An 18,697-nucleotide genomic window follows, 5' to 3' on the forward strand; every position below is an offset into this window, starting at 1 on the left:
CTTATTCCACTGGCGTTGGCTTACTGCGACTTCGGCATACCGGCTTCGATAGCACGATTCAGGGTCATCACGTTAAGGAACTTAACACCTGCCATTTCAATGCTGCCGATAATGGCATTGGTTTTATTGGTTAAAACTGCGTGGAAAACCAGTAATGGAATGGCCGCAATCAGACCAAATGCAGTGGTGTTCATCGCAACCGAAATCGATTCAGATAACAGCCGGGATTTTTCCGCTGGATCAGCACTGGCTACCGCGGTAAAAGCGGCAATCAGACCAATAATGGTACCTAACAGGCCGAGCAGAGTAGCCACGTTAGCCAGCACGGCTAAATAACCGGTACGTTGTTCCAGACGTGGTACCGATTCCATCATGCCTTCACTCATCGCCTGCTCAACATCCGCACGCATTTTGGTAACCTTCATCATATCCAGGCCACAACCAATCATGCGTGACACCGGTGCGGTATTGTCACGGGTAAACAAAGTCATTTTTTCATGATCGTCAGTTCGTAATAACGGCAGAAAGTCATCAAATGCTTTCAGGTTGCGAACTTTCTCGCGTTTCAGAAAACGCCAGCGTTCCACCGTAATTGCCAGACCAAGGGCAAACACCAAAGCGATAGGATAAATAAAGAAACCACCTTGCTGGAAAAAGGTGACAATCGCTGAATAAAATTCCATAAAAACCTCAGATCTGTTTCGTCGCCTATTGCTGGCCACGACCTTCTAAATTCATTTCGTTATAAATACGCATCGACCTCAACATCACTTCACGATCTACACTGTCGATGCTTTTTTCATACTTATCTTCTTGTTTCTGGTAGAGCTTGTCGGCACCTTCCGGGCCCTTCCAGGGAACAAAATAACTGACAGCCGGCTGCTCCTTATCACCAACAAAACTACTCTCCAGTTTTATCGGTTCTTCGGCGCTGACACAGGTCACAAACGCCAATAACGGCGCAATCTGACAAAGTCGTTTACGATAATTCACAGCCCCTCCTACTGCTCGACAGCGACAGTATCCGCCGCTTGTTGCAGAAATTTACTTGGGTTCGTCAATTGTCCAACCTGGCTTTCGCGGATGCCGGTACGACTGGCAATATCCTGCAACCAGTTAAAGTCTTTTGGATCAACATCTTTTTCCAGGAACATAAAAGCTTCCAGGTGTTGCTGCGCCTGCGGCTCTTTATTCAGATAGGCATCATAAATAATGGCCAGGTTGTAATGCGCTTCCGGAAAGTCCGACCACAACTTCAGTGCCTCTGCCAGAGTATTCTGGGCGTGAAAGTATTTACCCTGTAAACGCTGGGTCTGCGCCAGCAAGGTGTAAGCATTAACGTTATTGCTGTTCAGGCTGATGGCTTGCAGCAGATGTTGTTCAGCTTCTTTATACTTTTCATTGCGCAATGCCAACCGGGCCTTCATCACCCAGGGGCCGGATAACTTCTTATCGTTATTAATGATGACACCGAGTTTTTGTTCCACGGTGGCGAAATCTTCTGCACGCCAGGCTTGCTGAGCTTCAATAAATAACAGCACAGAGCCTTTATTTACCTGAGACTTATTCACCAGGTATGGATTTTTCTGTGGCTCATACGCCAACCACTGACCTTGTGGATCTTTTTGCTGACGTGGTAAATAAGATTCAGTTGGCTGCAGCTCCGGCTTATCACTAGCAGGTTTCAGCAACGCACTGATTTTGTCCTGGCTTTCGGGTTCTGCCTGTTCTGGCTGCGCAACCTTGGTGGCACAACCGGACAACCACAAGGTGGCGACCAGAGTCAGCAGGCCAGTGCTGTAATTAACGGATTTCATCGCCATATTTCGCTACCTGTTCTGTCTGGTCAAAACGCAGCGGAGCCAGTTGACGCATGGCATCAAAACTCTGCTGAATCCAAGTGGTGTAATGGCCCTGCCAGGCCAGTTCGATATTTGCCATAAAATAATCCTGCGCCAGCTGCTGCAGTGGCTCGGATTGTTGCTCAAATACCTGTGCATACAACGCCTGATCAGCGGCAGATAAACCCGCCGGAGTTGGCGCTTTTAACAGTTCGCCGGCAAATTTCTGATATAGGTTGGCCAGCTTCAGATTGGATTGGCTAACAAATTCGAGGATGCCGTATTCTGCTGCCATGCCGTAACGAGTTGCGGCATCCTGCAGGAAACCATTTTTACGGCTGATGCTGCTTTCAATCGGCAGACGCAGCTTGCGACGATTAAACTCCCAGGCAAAATAATCACCGTATTTACTGTTGGCCCAGGCAGCTAACCATTGGCTGCGTTCGGTGCGCTGCTCACCGGCGTTTTTATCACCGGCAATAATGCGTCGTAACCAGAATAACTGACGATTTTTATCGTCTTTCTTTTCATACAACACAGACAGTTTGTAACGGGCTTCCATGCGGTTATCGAATGGCTGCTCGTACTTATGGGCATAGTCGCGGTAATAGCTGATGGCTTTATTTACGTCGGCCAGCTTCTCGGCTAAACCGGCGGAAATAAATAATGCTTCCTGGCGTACACCTGCGTCCGGATCTTTATTAAACAGATACTCGTAGGCAGCCAATGCTTCTGGCCAGTCCTGTTTATTTTCATAGGCAAAGGCCAGTTTTCGTGGAAACTCCGGCGCCAGTTTGTGTTGTGGGAATTGTGCTTTCAGTTGTTGCAGCTCAGTAATGGCGGCATCCCAGCGTTTTGCTGCCAGCAACAGTGATGCAGCATCGTACTGGGCAACAATTCGGGTATTGGCATTTGGCGTCAGCTTTTTCAGCGACAGCAATTGTTGAATGGCTTCGTCATTATTATTTTGCTGTTTTAGCTGCTCAGCGTATTGATAAACCGAGGTGGCAATATTGTCGCTGATCTGACGATATTCTTTGCTGTTCGCTTTTGTGAAATTACGCTGTGCCTGATAGTTGCTGGCGGCGGTCTGATACTGTTTCAGGCTGAAACGTGACTGCGCCAGAATACCAAACGCGGTCTTTTTCAAATCGTTATTCAGATCCTGAACATTTTCCAGCAGGCCGCTGGCGACTTTAATCGCACGGTTATATTGCTTCAGCGCAAACATCGCCTGGGAAGCGTTGGTTAATACCGCCGTCGAACGGCTGTCTTTATGGAATACTTCGGTGAACTGCAACATGCTTTTCAGCGATGTCGCTCGCCAGTTATCAACATCACTCTGATCAGCCTGCTGTTTTTCCAGGCTATCAATGTGCTTCTGATAGGAAACAATCGCGGCGTAACCGGCTTTGTTGGCTAACTCATAATCGGCGTTATTGTTGTAGGCAACCTGCTGATAGTCTTCAGCTGCTGCACCAAACTGTTGATTCTCGAACTGGGCTTCCGCCTTTTTATAACGGATATCTGCAGCGGCTTTATCGTTAACAAATAAAGTCAGATAACGCTGATAAAAATCCGTCGCGCTGGTCAGAGATTTTTCGCCCAGTTCAGCCAGGTGAGCTTCTGCAGATTTACGCTTGGCCTTGCTAAGCGCCTGCTGGCCCTGGCTGTGATAGTGGCTGGCCAGTTCAACATAATATTCCTGCAGGTCTTCACGGATACCCTGCTGCAATTGCGGGAAACGTGCGAAATAATCGCTCTGCGGGCCATAGTTGTTGGCATAAACTTCTTTTTCTTCCAGCACCAGTTTCGGGAAAGCGCCTTTGACGTATACCTTAATTAATTCGGTATGGAAGCGACTGGTACGCTCCCGCATAGGGAAACGATCAATAAATTCTCGATACGTGGCAGCACTGTCGGAATAAAGGTTTTTGGTTAAATAAAACCCGGCCAGTTGTTGGTACAGGCGCCAGATATAGGCTTTGTTACGCAACTCAGGAACATCGCGAATGGCCTGAGCACCACCGAGATTAACCAGTGCCAGACTCATGCTATGCAGCGTATCGTCAATTAACGATTGCTCGACATTATTCAGGCCGCTGGTTGTGCCGTCTTCCTGATACAGGGCATTCAGCACCAACGCAAATTCGCCCAGAGATTTATCAAACGCGCCTTGCTTATACAGAGTCCAGGCCAGCATATAGTGCGCATTATTGTTCAAAGATGCTTTGTTATAGCTGGCGGTTTTGCGGTACGCCTTTTCGGCCTGAGGATAACGTGCGGCATTAAAATGCAAATCGCCCATGCGGAAATAAACTTCCGGCATGTGCTCATAATCCGGGTGGTAGGTTTCCAGACGGCGCATCATCGCCAGTGCATTTTCTGGCTGACCTTCAATGTCATAAGCCTTGGCAAGCTGATATAACACTTCGGCGTTATCCGGACTGTTTGGATATTTTTCCAGAATGTCGCGATAGCTGGCGATGGCATTGCGATAATAACCCTGAGCCGGAGGCGTATTCGGGTTGGCAGACTGAGCATCACCTTCCTGCATATGAACCCCGGAAATACGGCGTTCAATTTGTTCTTTGATGTAGTCGTCGTCCACCAGACCAAGAATTTCCTGATACTGGTCGCGTATCTGCTGATGGCTGAGCTGATCGATTTCGACTTCTTTTAAGTCTTCAGTTTCTACCTGATTCAGACTACCAATGGTGCCCTGTGAACTACAGGCAGCAACGGCAGAGCTGATTGCGATCGTCAATAACAGGCGTCGGTTCAACATGATTAATTCACCTCGGTCGGAACAGGAGCAGCCTGTTCCAGATTGAGCAGAGTACGGTCGTACAATCGAGCCTTACCTAACCGGGCCTGGGCCCAGTAGTACTTCATTCGCTCTTCGTGTTTATCTAATTCGGCGTTAACAACTTTGCGCATGACCTGCTCCAGCTTAAGAATCAGCTGGTCGACCTGTGCCAGTTTGTTATCAATTTCCTGGTGCAGCTGAGCCATCCAGGCCAGCTTCTGTTCCGATTCGCGGTACGGCTTTTCGATACGGCGAATCTTTTTCAGCATTTTTTCCATCTGATCAAAATCATCACGCACTGCATCCAGCATGGGTTCAAAGCGTTGCTGTTCTTCCACACTTAAAGCCACACTGTGCAGCTGCAGTTCGCTGACTTTAGTTTCCATCTGATCTTTCATGGCCTGATTTTCTTCGACGAATTTCGCCAGTGAGTCACTGCTCCAGCCCTGCTGGCGGTGACGAATAATCAGCTGGTGTTCGTCAGCCTGGCGGCGCCAGTAATTCAGGTTGTCCTGCAGCGCATAAAGGTCACGTAATTCTTTAATCACGATATGAAACGGGTTACTCGACATCAGTTCGATCAGGAAGGGAGTCAGCTTGTTGTAGTCGAGACTCGGCTCGCTACCGTACCAGTCGGTTTCATCCATCATGGCTTCGAGATTACGTACGAATTCTTGCGGAATTCGTTGCCCGGCAATCACACGGCGTGCACCACCAATGGCATCAACTCCGGAAGCGAATGCTTTTTCAGCTAATAAATAGTGTTTCAGTGCAGTACGGTGTGCGCCTTGTTGTTCGTACAGGTGAGCCAGTAATACTTTGGCCTCCTGAACTTCGGCAATACTGATGGAGCGCTGATCGAGTGCTTTTAAAGCAGGAATTGCCTGGGTGTAGCGCTCCAGTTTAATGGCGGTCCAGCCATAACTGAGTAATGCCCGGTTGCTGTATAAACCGGTAGTGCGGACATTCTGAAGGTGTCCCCAGGCTGATAACAAATCGTTTTGCTCAACATCCACATGTGCCAGTGCTTGTTTAGCGCGGTCAGCCAGTACGGCAAATTCTTCGTCTTTGTGAGTTTTGGTGTAATCAATCACACGCTGGAAATTGATTTCGCTGTCACCGATTAACCCCCGGGATAATTGTGATGCCGCCAGGTTAAACATCAGATAAGGCTCATAAACACTGCCTTTGGCACTGGCTGCGATGGCTTGTTCGGCAATATCTAAATGGTCATTGTGGATATTGATCAGAGTCGCGAGATAGTTAAATTCGCGTTTAATTTCTTGTGGAATTTCGCCTTTTACCAGCGCCAGTGTTTCAGTTGCTTTATCAGTTTCACCTTTTTGGTAATAAAGCTTAGCGAGATAAAACCAGGCTTTGTTGCGGTCAGGCTCTGATACCTGCTGCTTTAACAAATCGAGAAAAATATCTTCGGCTTGTTGTGGTAAACCGTAAGACAGAGTCATCCCACCCTGCAGTAAGCGCGCTTCATTTTTCTGATGTTTCAGCTCGCCACGGGCCTTGGCCACTTCATAACCAATCAGCGAGTTAAAATAATTCTGCTGGTAATAATCGAACAGGATGGTGCCGAACTTGAGGTCGCGGACATTCTCTTCAGACCAGGATTGCAGCGGGATTAATGCCAGGATGAGGAGCAGAAAGCAGCGCATAAATCACCACTGCTTAATAACGAACGTGGGCTCCTGTTTGCTGAAATCATCCACTACCGCCAGCTCAATATAATGGCTGCCTTTTTGTTTAGTGAAATTCAGCTCAGAAGCACGCTTATAGGGCCGTCCATTGGGGCCGATGCCGGTAAAAAACGCCGACAGTGTGTGTTCACCCAGGTTAAGGTTGGTCAAGTACAGTCGTTGTACGCCACCCCGGGCAAGTGCATTCCGTTGCTTATCACTGTAGATATGACTGACGACCTGCTTGCCGTCGAGTTTGACCTTGATGCTTTCCAGTTTAAAAAACTGACCAATATCCAACGATACAAATACCGACACCTGAGAACTTGATGGGAACAGCAGTTCTTCTTCCATCAGGCGCAGATCTTTGTTGAGGCCAACGATATTGGTTTTTAGTTGCTGAATTTCACGCGACAGATCTTTCACTGTATCCAACGCTTGCTGCGCGGTTTGCTTGCGTTGCTCACCGGCAAATTCAATTTTTTCAGCTTGTGACAGGGTCGTCGCAAATAGCAATAAGCAACAAAAAAATGCCTTGTTTACTCCCATTGCGACACCTCAGAAAATCAATATGACGCGAAATAACTACTGACAAAACAGTTATTCAGCGAAAGGGCTGGTAGACTACTATAGCGATTTTTCAAGCTCAAGCGGCCAAAATCGCAGTTTTAGACCAAACGCACAAAAACGAGAATAAAAGGTAATAATCGGAAAAACTGCGCCAGCGCCCGCTAGTCAAAAATGGCCACAAAGGACATTTTGAGAAATATTTGTTGTTGTTTTGTTTGTGTTTTTACCTGTGCAAAGCATTAATCAGCGCACAGTTCCGTGTTGCAAAAACGGTTAAATTAGACAGCAAAATTTAATTACCGTATAACTTGCCGGCTCTGCATATGAGCTGTTTTTTAGTGGTTTTTCGAACAATGGGAGCGTAGCAGTTTTGTTTTTTTGCGGTCATCAGTTCGGTTTATTAGCTGGAAAAGAAAGTGTGTTTTGGCGCAGATTTATCACCCTGCTTTGCGGTTTTGGCTTGTTGTTTTCCGCCAGCGTTAATGCCGAAGACCAGCACACGAACAAGGCTGAATCTAAAGCCTCAACGTCTTTTTTTGATCGTTTTTTAACCTCCGGTACACAAACAGATAAAAACGAATCCGAGCGTATTCAGCTGTCGGTGATCGACTCTTACATTGAACTGCACAGTGGTCCTGGCCGTGGTTATCCGATTATTAACACCATTGAGCAGGGTGATCAGGTTAACGTCTACAAACGCCGTGGTAACTGGTATCTGGTTTCTGACCGGCGTTTGCGCGAAGGCTGGGTACCACAAGAGAAATTGGCGCGAACCATTGCATCAACCGGCTTACCCGCCGCATTGCCGGAAGTTCACCATGGCGATTATTTAGCCCAGAAATTTAATATTGGTTTTGCTCTGGGCCAGCAGGACGATGATGAAACCGCCAGTGTGCTACTGGGATATCGGTTATTCAGTTTCCTGAGTGTGGAAGCAGAAATCGGCCAGGTGTTTGCCGATGACGTAGAAGGTTACAGCTACGGTGGCAGTCTTTTGCTGGAACCGATTAAATCGCTGGCTTTTACCCCTTTTATCAGCCACGGATATGGTAAGCAGAAGTTTCAGCAGAAGGAAACGCTGAACGTTGGCCGAAATAATGATTTCGACAGTGACTACCGTTTTACCGGCGCTGGTATCAATTATTACATCGGCCTCAACTTTGTAGTGCGCGGCGAATATCGCAAAGTGCACATTTCCGGTGACAATGGTTCAACGAGTAATTCCGCATGGCGAATCGGTTTCAGCAGTTTCTTTTAGCTTCGGCTTTTTTAGGTGCAACATTAGCGCATGCTGATGGTGCGGACGGCTCCGTCGATATTAAACCTATCGTGGTGGTTGAGCCTGACAGTGAGCAGCGTGAAGCATACGAAGCCCAGATTGACACTGAGTTTTTCGAGATAGGTGCTTACGTCGGCATTCTTTCAATTGAAGATTTCACCAGTAGTGAAGTGTTCGGTTTGAAAACATCGTTTCATGCGACCGAAGACTTTTTCCTGCAGGCTAATTTAGGCCGGGCTGAAGCCGGTATCTCTTATGCGGAAGAACAAGCAGGCGACGGAGTGCGCTTTTTAGCCGGAGATGACCGTAAATACACCTATTACAACCTGCTGGTTGGCTACAATATTTTCCCGGGTGAGACATTCGTCACACAATCATTAGCCTTTAATAGCGCATTTTATATTGTAGCGGGAGCAGGCAATACCGAGTTTGCCGGTGATAAACATTTCACTCTGACTTATGGCAGTGGTTATCGAATTATTCTGAAGGACTGGTTAACCGTAAATATTGATTTCCGTGATCATACTTTTAAGTCTGAATTGTCGGCGGATAAAAAGCGTAACCACAACCTGGAATTCACCACTGGCATTACGGCCTTCTTCTGAGCAGAAACCCGAGGGCTTATTATGAAGATACATTACTTTTGCGGATTTCTGGCACTGATGCTGACAACGTCGGTGTCAGCTACGGATGAAAGCCAACCAGCTGTTTACGACCAGGTGTGCAGTTGCGTACAGGAAGGCAGTGGCCTGCGACAAATCCCGGTAACCATTCGCGATTTTACCGCAGCACATCCTGACTTTGAAATTCCGTCGAGCGAATACACACATGACCCGCGCGATGCTGGCATTACAGAAGATACCCTGGGCCCGGATGGACGCCCGGTTTATCGCGATCGTCCGGGAGGCACCGAAACAACTCGTGGTAAAGCCAACTTTGATCAGTGGTATCGTGATGTGCCGGGTGTGAATAAAACCCTGTCGCGAACGCTAACGATGCGCCCAAGCAGCAGCGACAGCCCGTACAAATACACTTATGAAAACTGGCGCTTCTTCCCGATTGATGGCGATGGCTTTGGCAACTCAGCTTATGATTACGAAGGGACGGAACGTAATTTCCACTTCACTCTGGAAACACACCTGAAGTTTTATTACGTTGAAGGTGGAACCTTCCGTTTCCTCGGCGACGATGATTTATGGATTTTTATTAACGGTAAGATGGCGGTTGAGTTGGGTGGCTTACACCCGGCGCTGGAAAAAATCGTTAATCTGGATGATATCGCTGATGAGCTGGGCATTGAGCCGGGCAACAGTTATTCATTCGATCTGTTTTTTGCCGAGCGTCATACCGGCGCTTCCAGGTTTATCTTTGAAACCAGTTTTGAACTTGAGTGTTTATAGTCGGTGAGCTTATGAAATCGTCTGGCACAGTTACTTTATTCAGTATTATTGCTCCACTGCTGCTAACTGCTCAGTTCGCTGCAGCAGACGGTGCAGAGTCATCTCAGCCAGGGGATTACGATAAAATATGTACCTGTGTAAACCCAGACAGTGGCGTACGGCAAATCCCGGTTTTAATTCGTGATTTTAAATCCAGCCACCCTGATTTCGAGGGCGGCGTATTTGGCTGGGATTATGGCATCGTCAAAAAAGATTTAGGGGCAGATGGTCGTCCGGTGTACGCCGGGGAAAGTTTTACAACTCACGGGGAAGATAACTTTAACCAGTGGTATCGCAACGTGCCTGGCGTCAATATGGCGATGTCAAAGACGCTGGAAATGAATGAGATCACTCCCGGGTTTTATCGTTATACCAATTCCGCGTTTTTCCCGATTGATGGTGAAGGTTTTGGCAATCAGGGCTTTGCCCATAATTATCATTTCACACTGGAAACTCACCTGAAATTCTTTTATGTCGAAGGTGGCCATTTTAAATTTAATGGCGATGACGATTTATGGATTTTTATTAATGGTAAATTAGCCATTGATATTGGTGGGGTACACGGGGCAACCGAAAAAACCGTGTATCTGGATGAAGTGGCGGATGAACTGGGCATCGAGCCAAATAACACTTATTCGTTCGATCTGTTTTTTGCTGAGCGCCACAGCGTGCACTCTTCTTTCCGCTTTGAAACCACCTTCGAGTTACAGTGTCTTTGAGCCAACGATAGCGGTTGGCTTTTAATCAAATAAAAAGTTGCCGGATATTTCCACCAAACGCTGCACCGCTCCACGGTTTTTGGCGACTGTCTTTAAACCGGCCTCACCCATGGCGTTACGTTTGTCGTCATCATTAAGAAACGCCAATACGTCCTCACATAATGATTCCGGTTGCACAACCGCCAGGGCCTGCTCTTCTACCAGGGTGTCGACAATCGCAGCAAAATTCATATAGTGCGGACCTGTTAATGTCGCCTTGCCTAATGCCGCAGGCTCAATTGGGTTATGGCCACCGTGCTCAATCAGGCTGCCTCCCATCAACACCAGATCCGCTGCAGACAATAACTGCAACATCTCGCCCATGGTATCAGCGATATACACTTCACACTGGCCGTCAGCCTGACTCTGGCTACGGCGACACACCTGTAACCCGGCTTGTTTTGCCGCCTGGGTTACAGCATCAAAACGTTCCGGATGGCGCGGAATCAATAGTAGTAATAACTCCGGGCACGCCGCTTTTAATTGTGGATAAATCGCCAGCAGCTGTTCATCTTCATTCGCGTGACTGGAAGCCAATGCTAAAACCTTACGATCGGCTCCCCACTGCTGACGTAATGCAGCTCCTTTGTCTGTAAGATCAGCCGGTAAGTCGACATCAAATTTCACACTGCCGGTCACTTCCATTTTGCTGTCAGGCAGACCCAGGCCAATAAAACGCTGTCCATCGGTAGCGTTTTGCGCCGCCACCAGATTCAGGCGTTGTAACATCGGAGTGGTTAGCGCAGAGAACTTGGCATATCCGCGAGCTGACTTTTCCGACAACCGGGCATTGGCCAGCATCACCGGAATCTTTTTGTTTTCACAGGCAGCCATTAAGTTAGGCCACAGCTCGGTTTCCATCACCACCAGCAGACCTGGCTGAATACGATTAAGAAACGGCTTCCAGAACACCGGCAGGTCATACGGCAAAAACATATGGAAAACACGTTCACCAAATAAACGCTTAACCTGTTCAGAACCGGTTGGTGTGGTGGTGGTTACGATGATTGGCAGGTCAGGATACTGGCTTTGCATTGCTTTGATGTAAGGCGCCGCCGCCAGGGTCTCGCCAACCGATACCGCATGCACCCATAAACCATTGGCTGCAGGTCGGTGTGGTAATAAGCCAAAGCGTTCAGCAATACGCTGGCGATAGCCAGGATTCAGGCGTCCACGCCACCATAAACGGGCAACAAAAACCGGCAGCAGAAGTGCATACAACACAGTGTAAAGGAAACGAGCCACACCAAGCCTTACATCAGATAAAAACAGCGCGTTAGTTTAGCACAGAGGCATGACCATAGCGTATGGAGCATAACCACGTTGTGGTACACTGCCCGCCTTCAAAAATTGTGTGTGATCTCAGAGATGGATGTAACCATTCCCGATTTCCACCAGGCCAGAGTTCTGGTGTTTGGTGATGTAATGCTCGACCGCTACTGGCAGGGCCCAACCTCGCGTATTTCTCCGGAAGCACCGGTACCTGTGGTTAAAATTCAGGACATCGAAAACCGTGCCGGCGGCGCAGGTAACGTAGCGCTGAATATCTCCACCCTGGGTGCAGGCGTCGACCTGATGGGCATCATCGGTAATGACGACAATGGTGCGGCACTGGAAAACATGCTAAACGAAGCGCGTATCGACTGCGACTTCCTCAAACATCCGTTACATCCAACCATCACCAAACTGCGGATTATGAGCCGCCATCAACAGCTGATTCGCCTCGATTTTGAAGAAGCATTTGATGCGACAGACCTGACCAACATCTACCTGTCATTTGATGAAAAAGTGGCTGCCTCAGGCGTGGTCATTCTGTCCGACTACGGCAAAGGTGCACTGAGCAATCCACAACGTCTGATCGAAAGCGCCCGCCGCCACCAGGTGCCTGTGCTGATCGATCCTAAAGGTACCGATTTTGAACGCTATCGTGGTGCGACGTTAATCACGCCAAACCTGAGTGAATTCGAAGCGGTTGTTGGTAAAGCTCAGGATGATGAAACCTTAGTCGCCAAAGCCCGCACCCTGATTCAGGACTACGACCTACAAGCAGTGTTGGTTACCCGCAGTGAAAAAGGTATGACGCTGGTTGAGCGAGATCAGGAGCCATTCCACCTACCAACCAAAGCGCGCGAAGTGTACGACGTCACCGGTGCCGGTGACACCGTGATCTCGGTATTGGCAGCGTCGTTAGCGGCGAAACAAAACCTGCAACAAGCGACTGCACTGGCGAATACCGCTGCTGGCGTTGTGGTTGGCAAACTGGGTACCGCTACCGTTTCCACCGAAGAATTGCGCCAGGAAATCCGCAGTGAAAGCCATCAGGGCGCCGGTATTTTCGACGAACAGAGTTTGTTATTACTGGTGGAAGAAGCCCGTGCCCGTGGCGAAACTCTGGTGATGACCAACGGTTGTTTCGACATTATTCACCCCGGCCATGTGCAGTACCTGAAAGAAGCCAAGGCGTTAGGCGACCGTTTATTAGTGGCGGTGAATTCCGATGAATCCGTCAGTCGCTTAAAAGGCCCAACCCGCCCGATTAATCCACTGGATCACCGTATGGCAGTACTGGCTGGTCTGGAGAGTGTCGACTGGGTGGTGCCTTTTAGTGAAGACACTCCAGAACGTCTGATCTGCAGTGTATTACCAGATATTCTGGTAAAAGGCGGCGATTACAAAATTGAAGAAATTGCCGGTGGCAGCTGTGTGCAAAAGAATGGTGGCGAGGTCATTATTCTGAGTTTTAAAGATAACTGCTCCACTACCGCCATTGTGAAACGAATTCAGGCCGAAGAAGCCACTGATTAATTAAAGATTTAGGGCACCTGGTCATTCTTATTGTCGGGGACGCGGTAAATACGTCCCTGTACGCTCGGGTGCTGCTCCCTGCAGCACACGCCCCGAGCAACAACAATAACCAGATACCCCATAACAATTTGAGGTGAAAAATATGATTATTGTTACCGGTGGTGCCGGATTTATCGGCAGCAACATCGTAAAGACCCTGAACGAACAGGGCCGTAAAGACATCATCGTGGTCGACGATTTAAGCGACGGTAAAAAGTTCTACAACATCAGCGATTGCGATATCGCCGATTACCTGGATAAAGACGACTTTATTCAGCGTGTGCAATTAGACGACGGCATTCTCGACGGCGTTGAAGCAATTTTCCACGAAGGCGCCTGCTCTTCCACCACCGAGTGGGACGGCAAGTTTATGATGGAAAATAACTACGAATATTCGAAAATTCTGCTGCACGCCTGCCTGGAGAAAAAGATCCAGTTCTTATACGCCTCCAGTGCCTCGGTTTATGGCGGCAGCGATGTGTTTAAAGAAGAACGTTCCCACGAGAAGCCATTAAACGTTTATGGCTACTCCAAGTGGCAGTTCGATCAGTATGTACGTTCGATCGAACATACCTTCGAAAGTCAGGTAGTGGGTTTCCGTTACTTCAACGTCTACGGCCCGCGCGAACAACACAAAGGCTCAATGTCATCGGTGGCGTTCCACTTTAATAATCAAATTAAAAACGGCGGCATCTGCAAACTGTTCGGCGGCAGCGGCGGTTATGGTGACGGCGAACAACGCCGTGACTTCGTCTTTGTTGGCGACGTGGTGAAGGTAAACCTGTGGTTTATGGCGAACCCACAACAAAGTGGTATCTTTAATCTGGGTACTGGTAACTGCCAGAGCTTTAACGATGTAGCTGATGCCGTGATCAAATGGCATGGCAATAAAGGTACCTCCGGCAGCAAAAAATACGTTCCTTTCCCGGATCACCTGAAAGGCGCTTATCAGAGCTTCACCGAAGCGGATATTCAGAAGTTACGTGACGCTGGATACAGCGAGCCATTCGCCAACGTAGAACAAGGTGTGTTCGCTTACATGGATTGGTTAAATGGCTGAGCACGAAACAACCTCCCAGGCCTTTCCTAAGCATCTTTTAAAGCCAAGATACTGGCCAACCTGGCTGGGTTTGGGGCTGATTTTTGCCGTAGTACACCTGCCGTATCGCTGGCAGCTGAGCATCGGTAAGGGCGTCGGTTTACTGGCCTATAAGCTGGCGGCCAGCCGCCGTCGTATTGCTGAAGTAAACATTCGCCTCTGCTTCCCGGAAAAATCCGAAGCCGAACGTGAAGCTCTGGTGCGCCAGACCTTTATCGATAACGGTATTGGCCTGATCGAAACCATGATGGCCTGGTTCCGCGCGCCGGACTATATGCTGAAGCACACCGAATTTTCAGGCTTTGATGCCGTTAAAGCGCATCAAGCCGAAGGCCGCGGTGTGATGCTGCTGGGTGCTCATTATCCAATGATGGATCTGATTGGCGCGCTGGTGAGTAATATCCAGGACGTGGTGATCAGCTACCGCCATCAGGATAACGAAGTGGTTAACTACCTGATGGAAAGCCGTCGCCAGCATATCTATCAGGACTGCATCACCCGCAAAGACGTACGTGGCTTTATCCGCACCCTGCGTAAAGGCCAGGTACTGTGGTACGCGCCGGATCAGGATCTGGGTCGTAAAAACAGTGTATTTGCCGACTTCTTTGGCGTACCAGCAGCAACCACCAATGCCACCTCGCGTATTGTGAAAGCCGGTAAGGCGGTGGTGATGCCAATTAATATGTATCGCAAAGCCGATAACTCAGGCTACGTGGTTGAAGTGCACGACCCCCTGGCAATTCCAAGCGGCGACGATGCCGAAGATGCACGTCTGTGTAACGAAGTACTGGAGAAGTACATTCGCCAACACCCGGCACAATATCTGTGGCTGCATAAGCGCTTTAAGACGCCGGTAAATCCGGAAGAGAAAAAAGGACTGCTGTACAAAAAATAGCCCCTCCTACGAAGTCTTCTGGTTGCTGAGTAAGCATTCTTTTCTATGCTTAAAAGCATTCCAGAAGATTGTTTTTCAACAGGAAGCCCCTTTGTCGCAGTCACAAGCCGTACACGACTTGCTCACCCACCTCCGCCAGAACTGGTGGATGCCCGCACTGATGGTTGTGGCGCTGATTCCCGTCGTTCAGTTTGACTCGCTGTTATTCCACACTCTGGTTGAGCTGTTTGCCTCCGGCATTGCGCTGGTGTGTTTTATCGTTGCCTGGAACACCCACTCTCTCGCGCATAATCAATACCTACTGATTCTCGGCTGTGGTTATTACAGCGTTGGCATGCTGGACCTGATGCATGCCCTGACCTTTGGCGGTATGCCGTTCTTCCCGAGTATCGATAATAACGTGACGATCCAGTTCTGGATTGTTTCGCGCTTCACCGAAGCTCTGATGCTGTTATTGGCACCGCTGTCGCTGTATCGCCAATATCGTCCTAAGGTCATTCTGGCGGTATCGCTGCTGGTATTGCTGATTGCGACCTCTCTGGTGGTCTTTGATCTGCTGCCTGTGATGTTTAACGCCGGTGAAGGCCTGACCCAGACCAAAGTTATCAGTGAGTATCTGATTATTCTGATTCTGCTGCTGGCGGCAGCGGTATTGCACCACCACCGTCACCAGCTGGATTCCCGGGTACTGCTGCTCACTTATGTCTCGATTGCAATGACAGTCGCCGCCGAACTCGCATTTACCCTGTATGCCGACCTGCACAGCCTGAGCCTGGTCGTTGGACACTTTTTTAAGCTGTCGTCGTTCTGGGCTATTTATATCGCCCTGATTGAATCCAGCCTGCGTGAGCCATTCCGCAACCTGGCACGTGACGCCAATACCTACGATGCCATTCCAGACGAAACCATTCTGGTGGATAACAAAGCCATCATCCGTCAGGTGAATCAGGCAGTGCGCAAACAGTCCGGGCTCAGCTCAGCACAAATGGTGGGCCGTCATTGCCACGAGCTGCAGCACGACAGTCGCGTCAATCAGCAGGAATGCATGATTTGCCAATCGATATTCTCGTCGGAGCCATTGCAGGATTATCAGTACTTCGATGAGCGTCATCAACAGTGGTATGAAATCAGTCTGTCGAATATTCGTCATGGCGCCTCAACCGCAGGCATGGTGCACGTGCGTCGTAATATTTCAGCGACGAAGCAAGCTGAAAAACGTTCGATGACGCTGAATCGTCTCTACAGCGTTCTGACCCAGGCCAACAAGGTAATTGCTCAGGCGGATTCAGTGGAGAAAGTGTTCTCTGATATCTGTTTTATTGCCCAGCGTTACGGTGGTTTCAGCATGGCCTGGATCGGCCTGATTGAAGGCCAGGTGATCCGTCCAAAAGCCTCTGCAGGTGACGACAAAGGGTATCTTGGCCGGGTTGAAATGCGCATCGATGATTCACCGCTGGCCCATGGACCGGTCGGTACCTCAGCGCGGGAAAACCGCGTAACCTGCGTCAACAACACCATTACCGACCCAAGCTTTATTCCCTGGCGCCAGGCAGCCAAAGAACGTGGTTACCGCTCACTGGCCTCGGTGCCGCTGCATAACAACGGCAGCGTGATTGGTATTTGTGCGTTCTATTCCTCTCAGTCCGATACTTTTGATCCTGAAATGCTGGCGTTGCTGGCCACCCTGGGAGCAGACATCAGTCTGGCATTAGAGCGCCTGAAACAGAAAGCCAAACAGGCCGAAACCCAGCATAAACTCAGTCAGCTATCGATGGCGGTTGAGCAAAGTGACAATGCCATTGTTATCACAGATATCGAATTTCATGCGGAATATGTGAATCGTTCTTTTGTCGAAATGACCGGCTTTGAGCTGGTTGAAATGCAACACGACAGCCCGATGATTCTATACAGCAACACCAAAGACAAAGAACCGATTCACGAGCTGGTACGGGTGATTCGCTCCGGCCGCCAGTGGGATGGTGAACTGCAGATCACCCGCAAAGATGGCAGTGTGTTCTGGGCCTCACAATCGATTTCCCCGCTGATGGACGATACCGGTGAGATCGTGAATTACGTGTCGACGTTCGAAGATATCACCAGTCTGCATCATGCCCAGCAGACCATCGAAAAACTGGCGTTCTTCGATCCGCTCACCAATTTGCCGAATCGCAGATTACTCGCCGACCGCCTCAATCAGGCCATCGAAAGCTGTAAACGCCGGACCGACAGCATGGTGGCCATCCTGATGTTCGATCTGGACAACTTTAAGACGGTGAACGATTCACTAGGTCACAACCTGGGCGACGAGTTGTTGCAGCAGGTCGCGGATTTATTCAGCCAGCAGGTGCGCAAAGAAGATACGGTTGCACGCCTTGGTGGCGATGAATTCACCATCATTCTCAATAATATGAAAGGTATTGAGAAAATCGCAGAGATCGCCGCGTCTATTATTCAGCTGCTGAAAAAGCCACTCGATGTCTCCGGCCACCAGGTCGTGATTGGTACCAGCATTGGTATTTCGGTATACCCGGGAGATACCCACAATCCGGACGAACTGATCCGTAACGCCGATATCGCCATGTATCACGCCAAGAGCGAAGGCAAAAATAACTTCCAGTTTTTTACTGCCAATATGAACGAAAAAGCGCAGTTACGACTGGAGATGGAAAACAAGCTGCGCCAGGCAATCGAGGCCCAACACTTCCAGCTGTACTACCAGCCACAGATCGATTTAACCAGCGGACTGATCAGTGGTGTTGAGGCGTTAATCCGCTGGAACGACCCTGAGCGTGGCATGATCTCGCCGGTCGAGTTTATTCCTCTGGCAGAAGACACCGGCATGATCGGCCCGATTGGTGATTGGGTGATTGAAACTGCCTGCCGTGAGTTAAAAGAACTGCAGGACAAGGGTTTTCCAAAGGTAAAAGTGGCAGTGAATGTCTCCGCCTATCAATTCCATCATGGCCAACATCTGGCTGAGGTGATTGACCAGGCATTAGCAGACAGCGGCCTGCCGGCTGATTGTCTGTCGCTGGAGGTGACCGAAAGCCTGCTGATTGATGGCATTCGTGAAGCCAGCCAGCTGCTGGAAGAGCTGCGCAAACGCCAGATCACCATTGCCATTGATGACTTCGGTACCGGCTATTCATCACTGAGTTATCTGAAGCAGTTACCCATCGACATTCTCAAGATCGATCAGTCGTTTATCCGGGATTTATTGGTTGATGCCAGCGATGAGGCCATCGTAAACGCCATTATTGCCATGGCGCATAAGCTGGATATCAAAGTGTTAGCAGAAGGTGTAGAAACCACCGAACATCAGAATATTCTGGTGCAGCAAGATTGCGATTTTGCCCAGGGATACCTGTATTGCCGCCCAGTACCTAAAGATGAATTACTGGCGACCTGGCAGTCACAGCCAACGCCTTCGGGCAGCGGCCAAGGTCATTAAAAAGATCAGCCAAAAGACCTG

Annotated in this window: 15 protein-coding genes; 8 read left to right on the top strand and 7 right to left on the bottom strand. The window is 49.1% G+C overall.

Features of this window, described 5'->3' with window-relative positions:
- Nucleotides 1–20: 20 nt before the first annotated feature.
- The 6 genes from ACOQOZ_RS13225 to ACOQOZ_RS13250 are packed head-to-tail and all read right to left on the bottom strand — an operon-like array spanning nt 21 to nt 6,890.
- Nucleotides 21–683, bottom strand: a complete 663-nt coding sequence (locus ACOQOZ_RS13225) for a MotA/TolQ/ExbB proton channel family protein (RefSeq protein ID WP_420588621.1) — start codon at nt 681–683, stop codon at nt 21–23.
- Nucleotides 684–708: 25 nt separating this feature from the next.
- The gene (locus ACOQOZ_RS13230) at nt 709–993 is read right to left on the bottom strand and encodes a hypothetical protein (protein WP_420588622.1); all 285 of its coding nucleotides are present in this window, start codon (nt 991–993) and stop codon (nt 709–711) included.
- Between the two features lie 8 nt (nt 994–1,001).
- A complete protein-coding gene (locus ACOQOZ_RS13235) occupies nt 1,002–1,823 on the bottom strand; it encodes a tetratricopeptide repeat protein (RefSeq protein WP_420588623.1) in 822 nt (273 codons plus the stop codon).
- Nucleotides 1,804–4,629, bottom strand: coding sequence for a tetratricopeptide repeat protein (locus ACOQOZ_RS13240; RefSeq protein ID WP_420588624.1), 2,826 nt, complete (start codon nt 4,627–4,629; stop codon nt 1,804–1,806). The genes ACOQOZ_RS13235 and ACOQOZ_RS13240 overlap by 20 nt, the downstream gene beginning before the upstream one ends.
- Before the next feature lie 2 nt (nt 4,630–4,631).
- Nucleotides 4,632–6,320, bottom strand: coding sequence for a tetratricopeptide repeat protein (locus tag ACOQOZ_RS13245; protein ID WP_420588625.1), 1,689 nt, complete (start codon nt 6,318–6,320; stop codon nt 4,632–4,634).
- A gap of 3 nt (nt 6,321–6,323) precedes the next feature.
- Complete coding sequence (locus ACOQOZ_RS13250) at nt 6,324–6,890, bottom strand: AraC family transcriptional regulator (RefSeq protein WP_420588626.1); 567 nt, start codon at nt 6,888–6,890, stop codon at nt 6,324–6,326.
- Between the two features lie 439 nt (nt 6,891–7,329).
- Here ACOQOZ_RS13250 and ACOQOZ_RS13255 point away from each other — a divergent pair, with 439 nt between their 5' ends.
- From ACOQOZ_RS13255 to ACOQOZ_RS13270, 4 genes are read left to right on the top strand one after another with little or no spacing between them, the layout of a single operon-like run.
- Nucleotides 7,330–8,169, top strand: a complete 840-nt coding sequence (locus tag ACOQOZ_RS13255; RefSeq protein WP_420588627.1) for an SH3 domain-containing protein — start codon at nt 7,330–7,332, stop codon at nt 8,167–8,169.
- Nucleotides 8,139–8,795 carry an outer membrane beta-barrel domain-containing protein gene (locus ACOQOZ_RS13260; protein ID WP_420588628.1) on the top strand — a complete coding sequence of 219 codons (657 nt, stop codon included), beginning with the start codon at nt 8,139–8,141 and terminating at the stop codon, nt 8,793–8,795. The genes ACOQOZ_RS13255 and ACOQOZ_RS13260 overlap by 31 nt, the downstream gene beginning before the upstream one ends.
- Before the next feature lie 21 nt (nt 8,796–8,816).
- Entirely contained in the window at nt 8,817–9,590 is a 774-nt protein-coding gene (locus ACOQOZ_RS13265; protein ID WP_420588629.1) for a fibro-slime domain-containing protein, read from the top strand.
- An 11-nt stretch (nt 9,591–9,601) separates the two neighbouring features.
- Entirely contained in the window at nt 9,602–10,348 is a 747-nt protein-coding gene (locus tag ACOQOZ_RS13270) for a fibro-slime domain-containing protein (RefSeq protein ID WP_420588630.1), read from the top strand.
- A gap of 21 nt (nt 10,349–10,369) precedes the next feature.
- Here the strand turns inward: ACOQOZ_RS13270 and waaA are convergent, their stop codons facing one another.
- Complete coding sequence (gene waaA / locus ACOQOZ_RS13275) at nt 10,370–11,632, bottom strand: lipid IV(A) 3-deoxy-D-manno-octulosonic acid transferase (RefSeq protein WP_420588631.1); 1,263 nt, start codon at nt 11,630–11,632, stop codon at nt 10,370–10,372.
- A 123-nt stretch (nt 11,633–11,755) separates the two neighbouring features.
- On the opposite strand from waaA, the gene hldE reads away from it, so the two are divergent.
- The 4 genes from hldE (at nt 11,756) to ACOQOZ_RS13295 (ending at nt 18,676) form a co-directional block, all read left to right on the top strand.
- The gene (hldE, locus tag ACOQOZ_RS13280) at nt 11,756–13,192 is read left to right on the top strand and encodes a bifunctional D-glycero-beta-D-manno-heptose-7-phosphate kinase/D-glycero-beta-D-manno-heptose 1-phosphate adenylyltransferase HldE (protein ID WP_420592419.1); all 1,437 of its coding nucleotides are present in this window, start codon (nt 11,756–11,758) and stop codon (nt 13,190–13,192) included.
- A 142-nt stretch (nt 13,193–13,334) separates the two neighbouring features.
- A complete protein-coding gene (rfaD, locus tag ACOQOZ_RS13285) occupies nt 13,335–14,291 on the top strand; it encodes an ADP-glyceromanno-heptose 6-epimerase (protein WP_420588632.1) in 957 nt (318 codons plus the stop codon).
- Entirely contained in the window at nt 14,284–15,225 is a 942-nt protein-coding gene (gene lpxL / locus ACOQOZ_RS13290) for an LpxL/LpxP family Kdo(2)-lipid IV(A) lauroyl/palmitoleoyl acyltransferase (RefSeq protein ID WP_420588633.1), read from the top strand. Before rfaD ends, lpxL begins: the two co-directional genes overlap by 8 nt.
- 91 nt (nt 15,226–15,316) lie before the next feature.
- Nucleotides 15,317–18,676, top strand: a complete 3,360-nt coding sequence (locus ACOQOZ_RS13295) for an EAL domain-containing protein (RefSeq protein ID WP_420588634.1) — start codon at nt 15,317–15,319, stop codon at nt 18,674–18,676.
- Nucleotides 18,677–18,697: the final 21 nt, after the last annotated feature.

The sequence above is a fragment of the Bacterioplanoides sp. genome, assembly GCF_965219715.1.
GTDB lineage: Bacteria > Pseudomonadota > Gammaproteobacteria > Pseudomonadales > Oceanobacteraceae > Bacterioplanoides.

Excerpts from the sequence above, each read along its gene's own strand:
- ACOQOZ_RS13225 (WP_420588621.1), bottom strand. The coding sequence starts at position 683 with ATGGAATTTTATTCAGCGATTGTCACCTTTTTCCAGCAAGGTGGTTTC.
- ACOQOZ_RS13235 (WP_420588623.1), bottom strand. The coding sequence starts at position 1,823 with ATGGCGATGAAATCCGTTAATTACAGCACTGGCCTGCTGACTCTGGTC.
- ACOQOZ_RS13240 (WP_420588624.1), bottom strand. The coding sequence starts at position 4,629 with ATGTTGAACCGACGCCTGTTATTGACGATCGCAATCAGCTCTGCCGTT.
- ACOQOZ_RS13245 (WP_420588625.1), bottom strand. The coding sequence starts at position 6,320 with ATGCGCTGCTTTCTGCTCCTCATCCTGGCATTAATCCCGCTGCAATCC.
- ACOQOZ_RS13250 (WP_420588626.1), bottom strand. The coding sequence starts at position 6,890 with ATGGGAGTAAACAAGGCATTTTTTTGTTGCTTATTGCTATTTGCGACG.
- ACOQOZ_RS13260 (WP_420588628.1), top strand. The coding sequence starts at position 8,139 with ATGGCGAATCGGTTTCAGCAGTTTCTTTTAGCTTCGGCTTTTTTAGGT.
- ACOQOZ_RS13265 (WP_420588629.1), top strand. The coding sequence starts at position 8,817 with ATGAAGATACATTACTTTTGCGGATTTCTGGCACTGATGCTGACAACG.
- ACOQOZ_RS13270 (WP_420588630.1), top strand. The coding sequence starts at position 9,602 with ATGAAATCGTCTGGCACAGTTACTTTATTCAGTATTATTGCTCCACTG.
- hldE (WP_420592419.1), top strand. The coding sequence starts at position 11,756 with ATGGATGTAACCATTCCCGATTTCCACCAGGCCAGAGTTCTGGTGTTT.
- rfaD (WP_420588632.1), top strand. The coding sequence starts at position 13,335 with ATGATTATTGTTACCGGTGGTGCCGGATTTATCGGCAGCAACATCGTA.
- lpxL (WP_420588633.1), top strand. The coding sequence starts at position 14,284 with ATGGCTGAGCACGAAACAACCTCCCAGGCCTTTCCTAAGCATCTTTTA.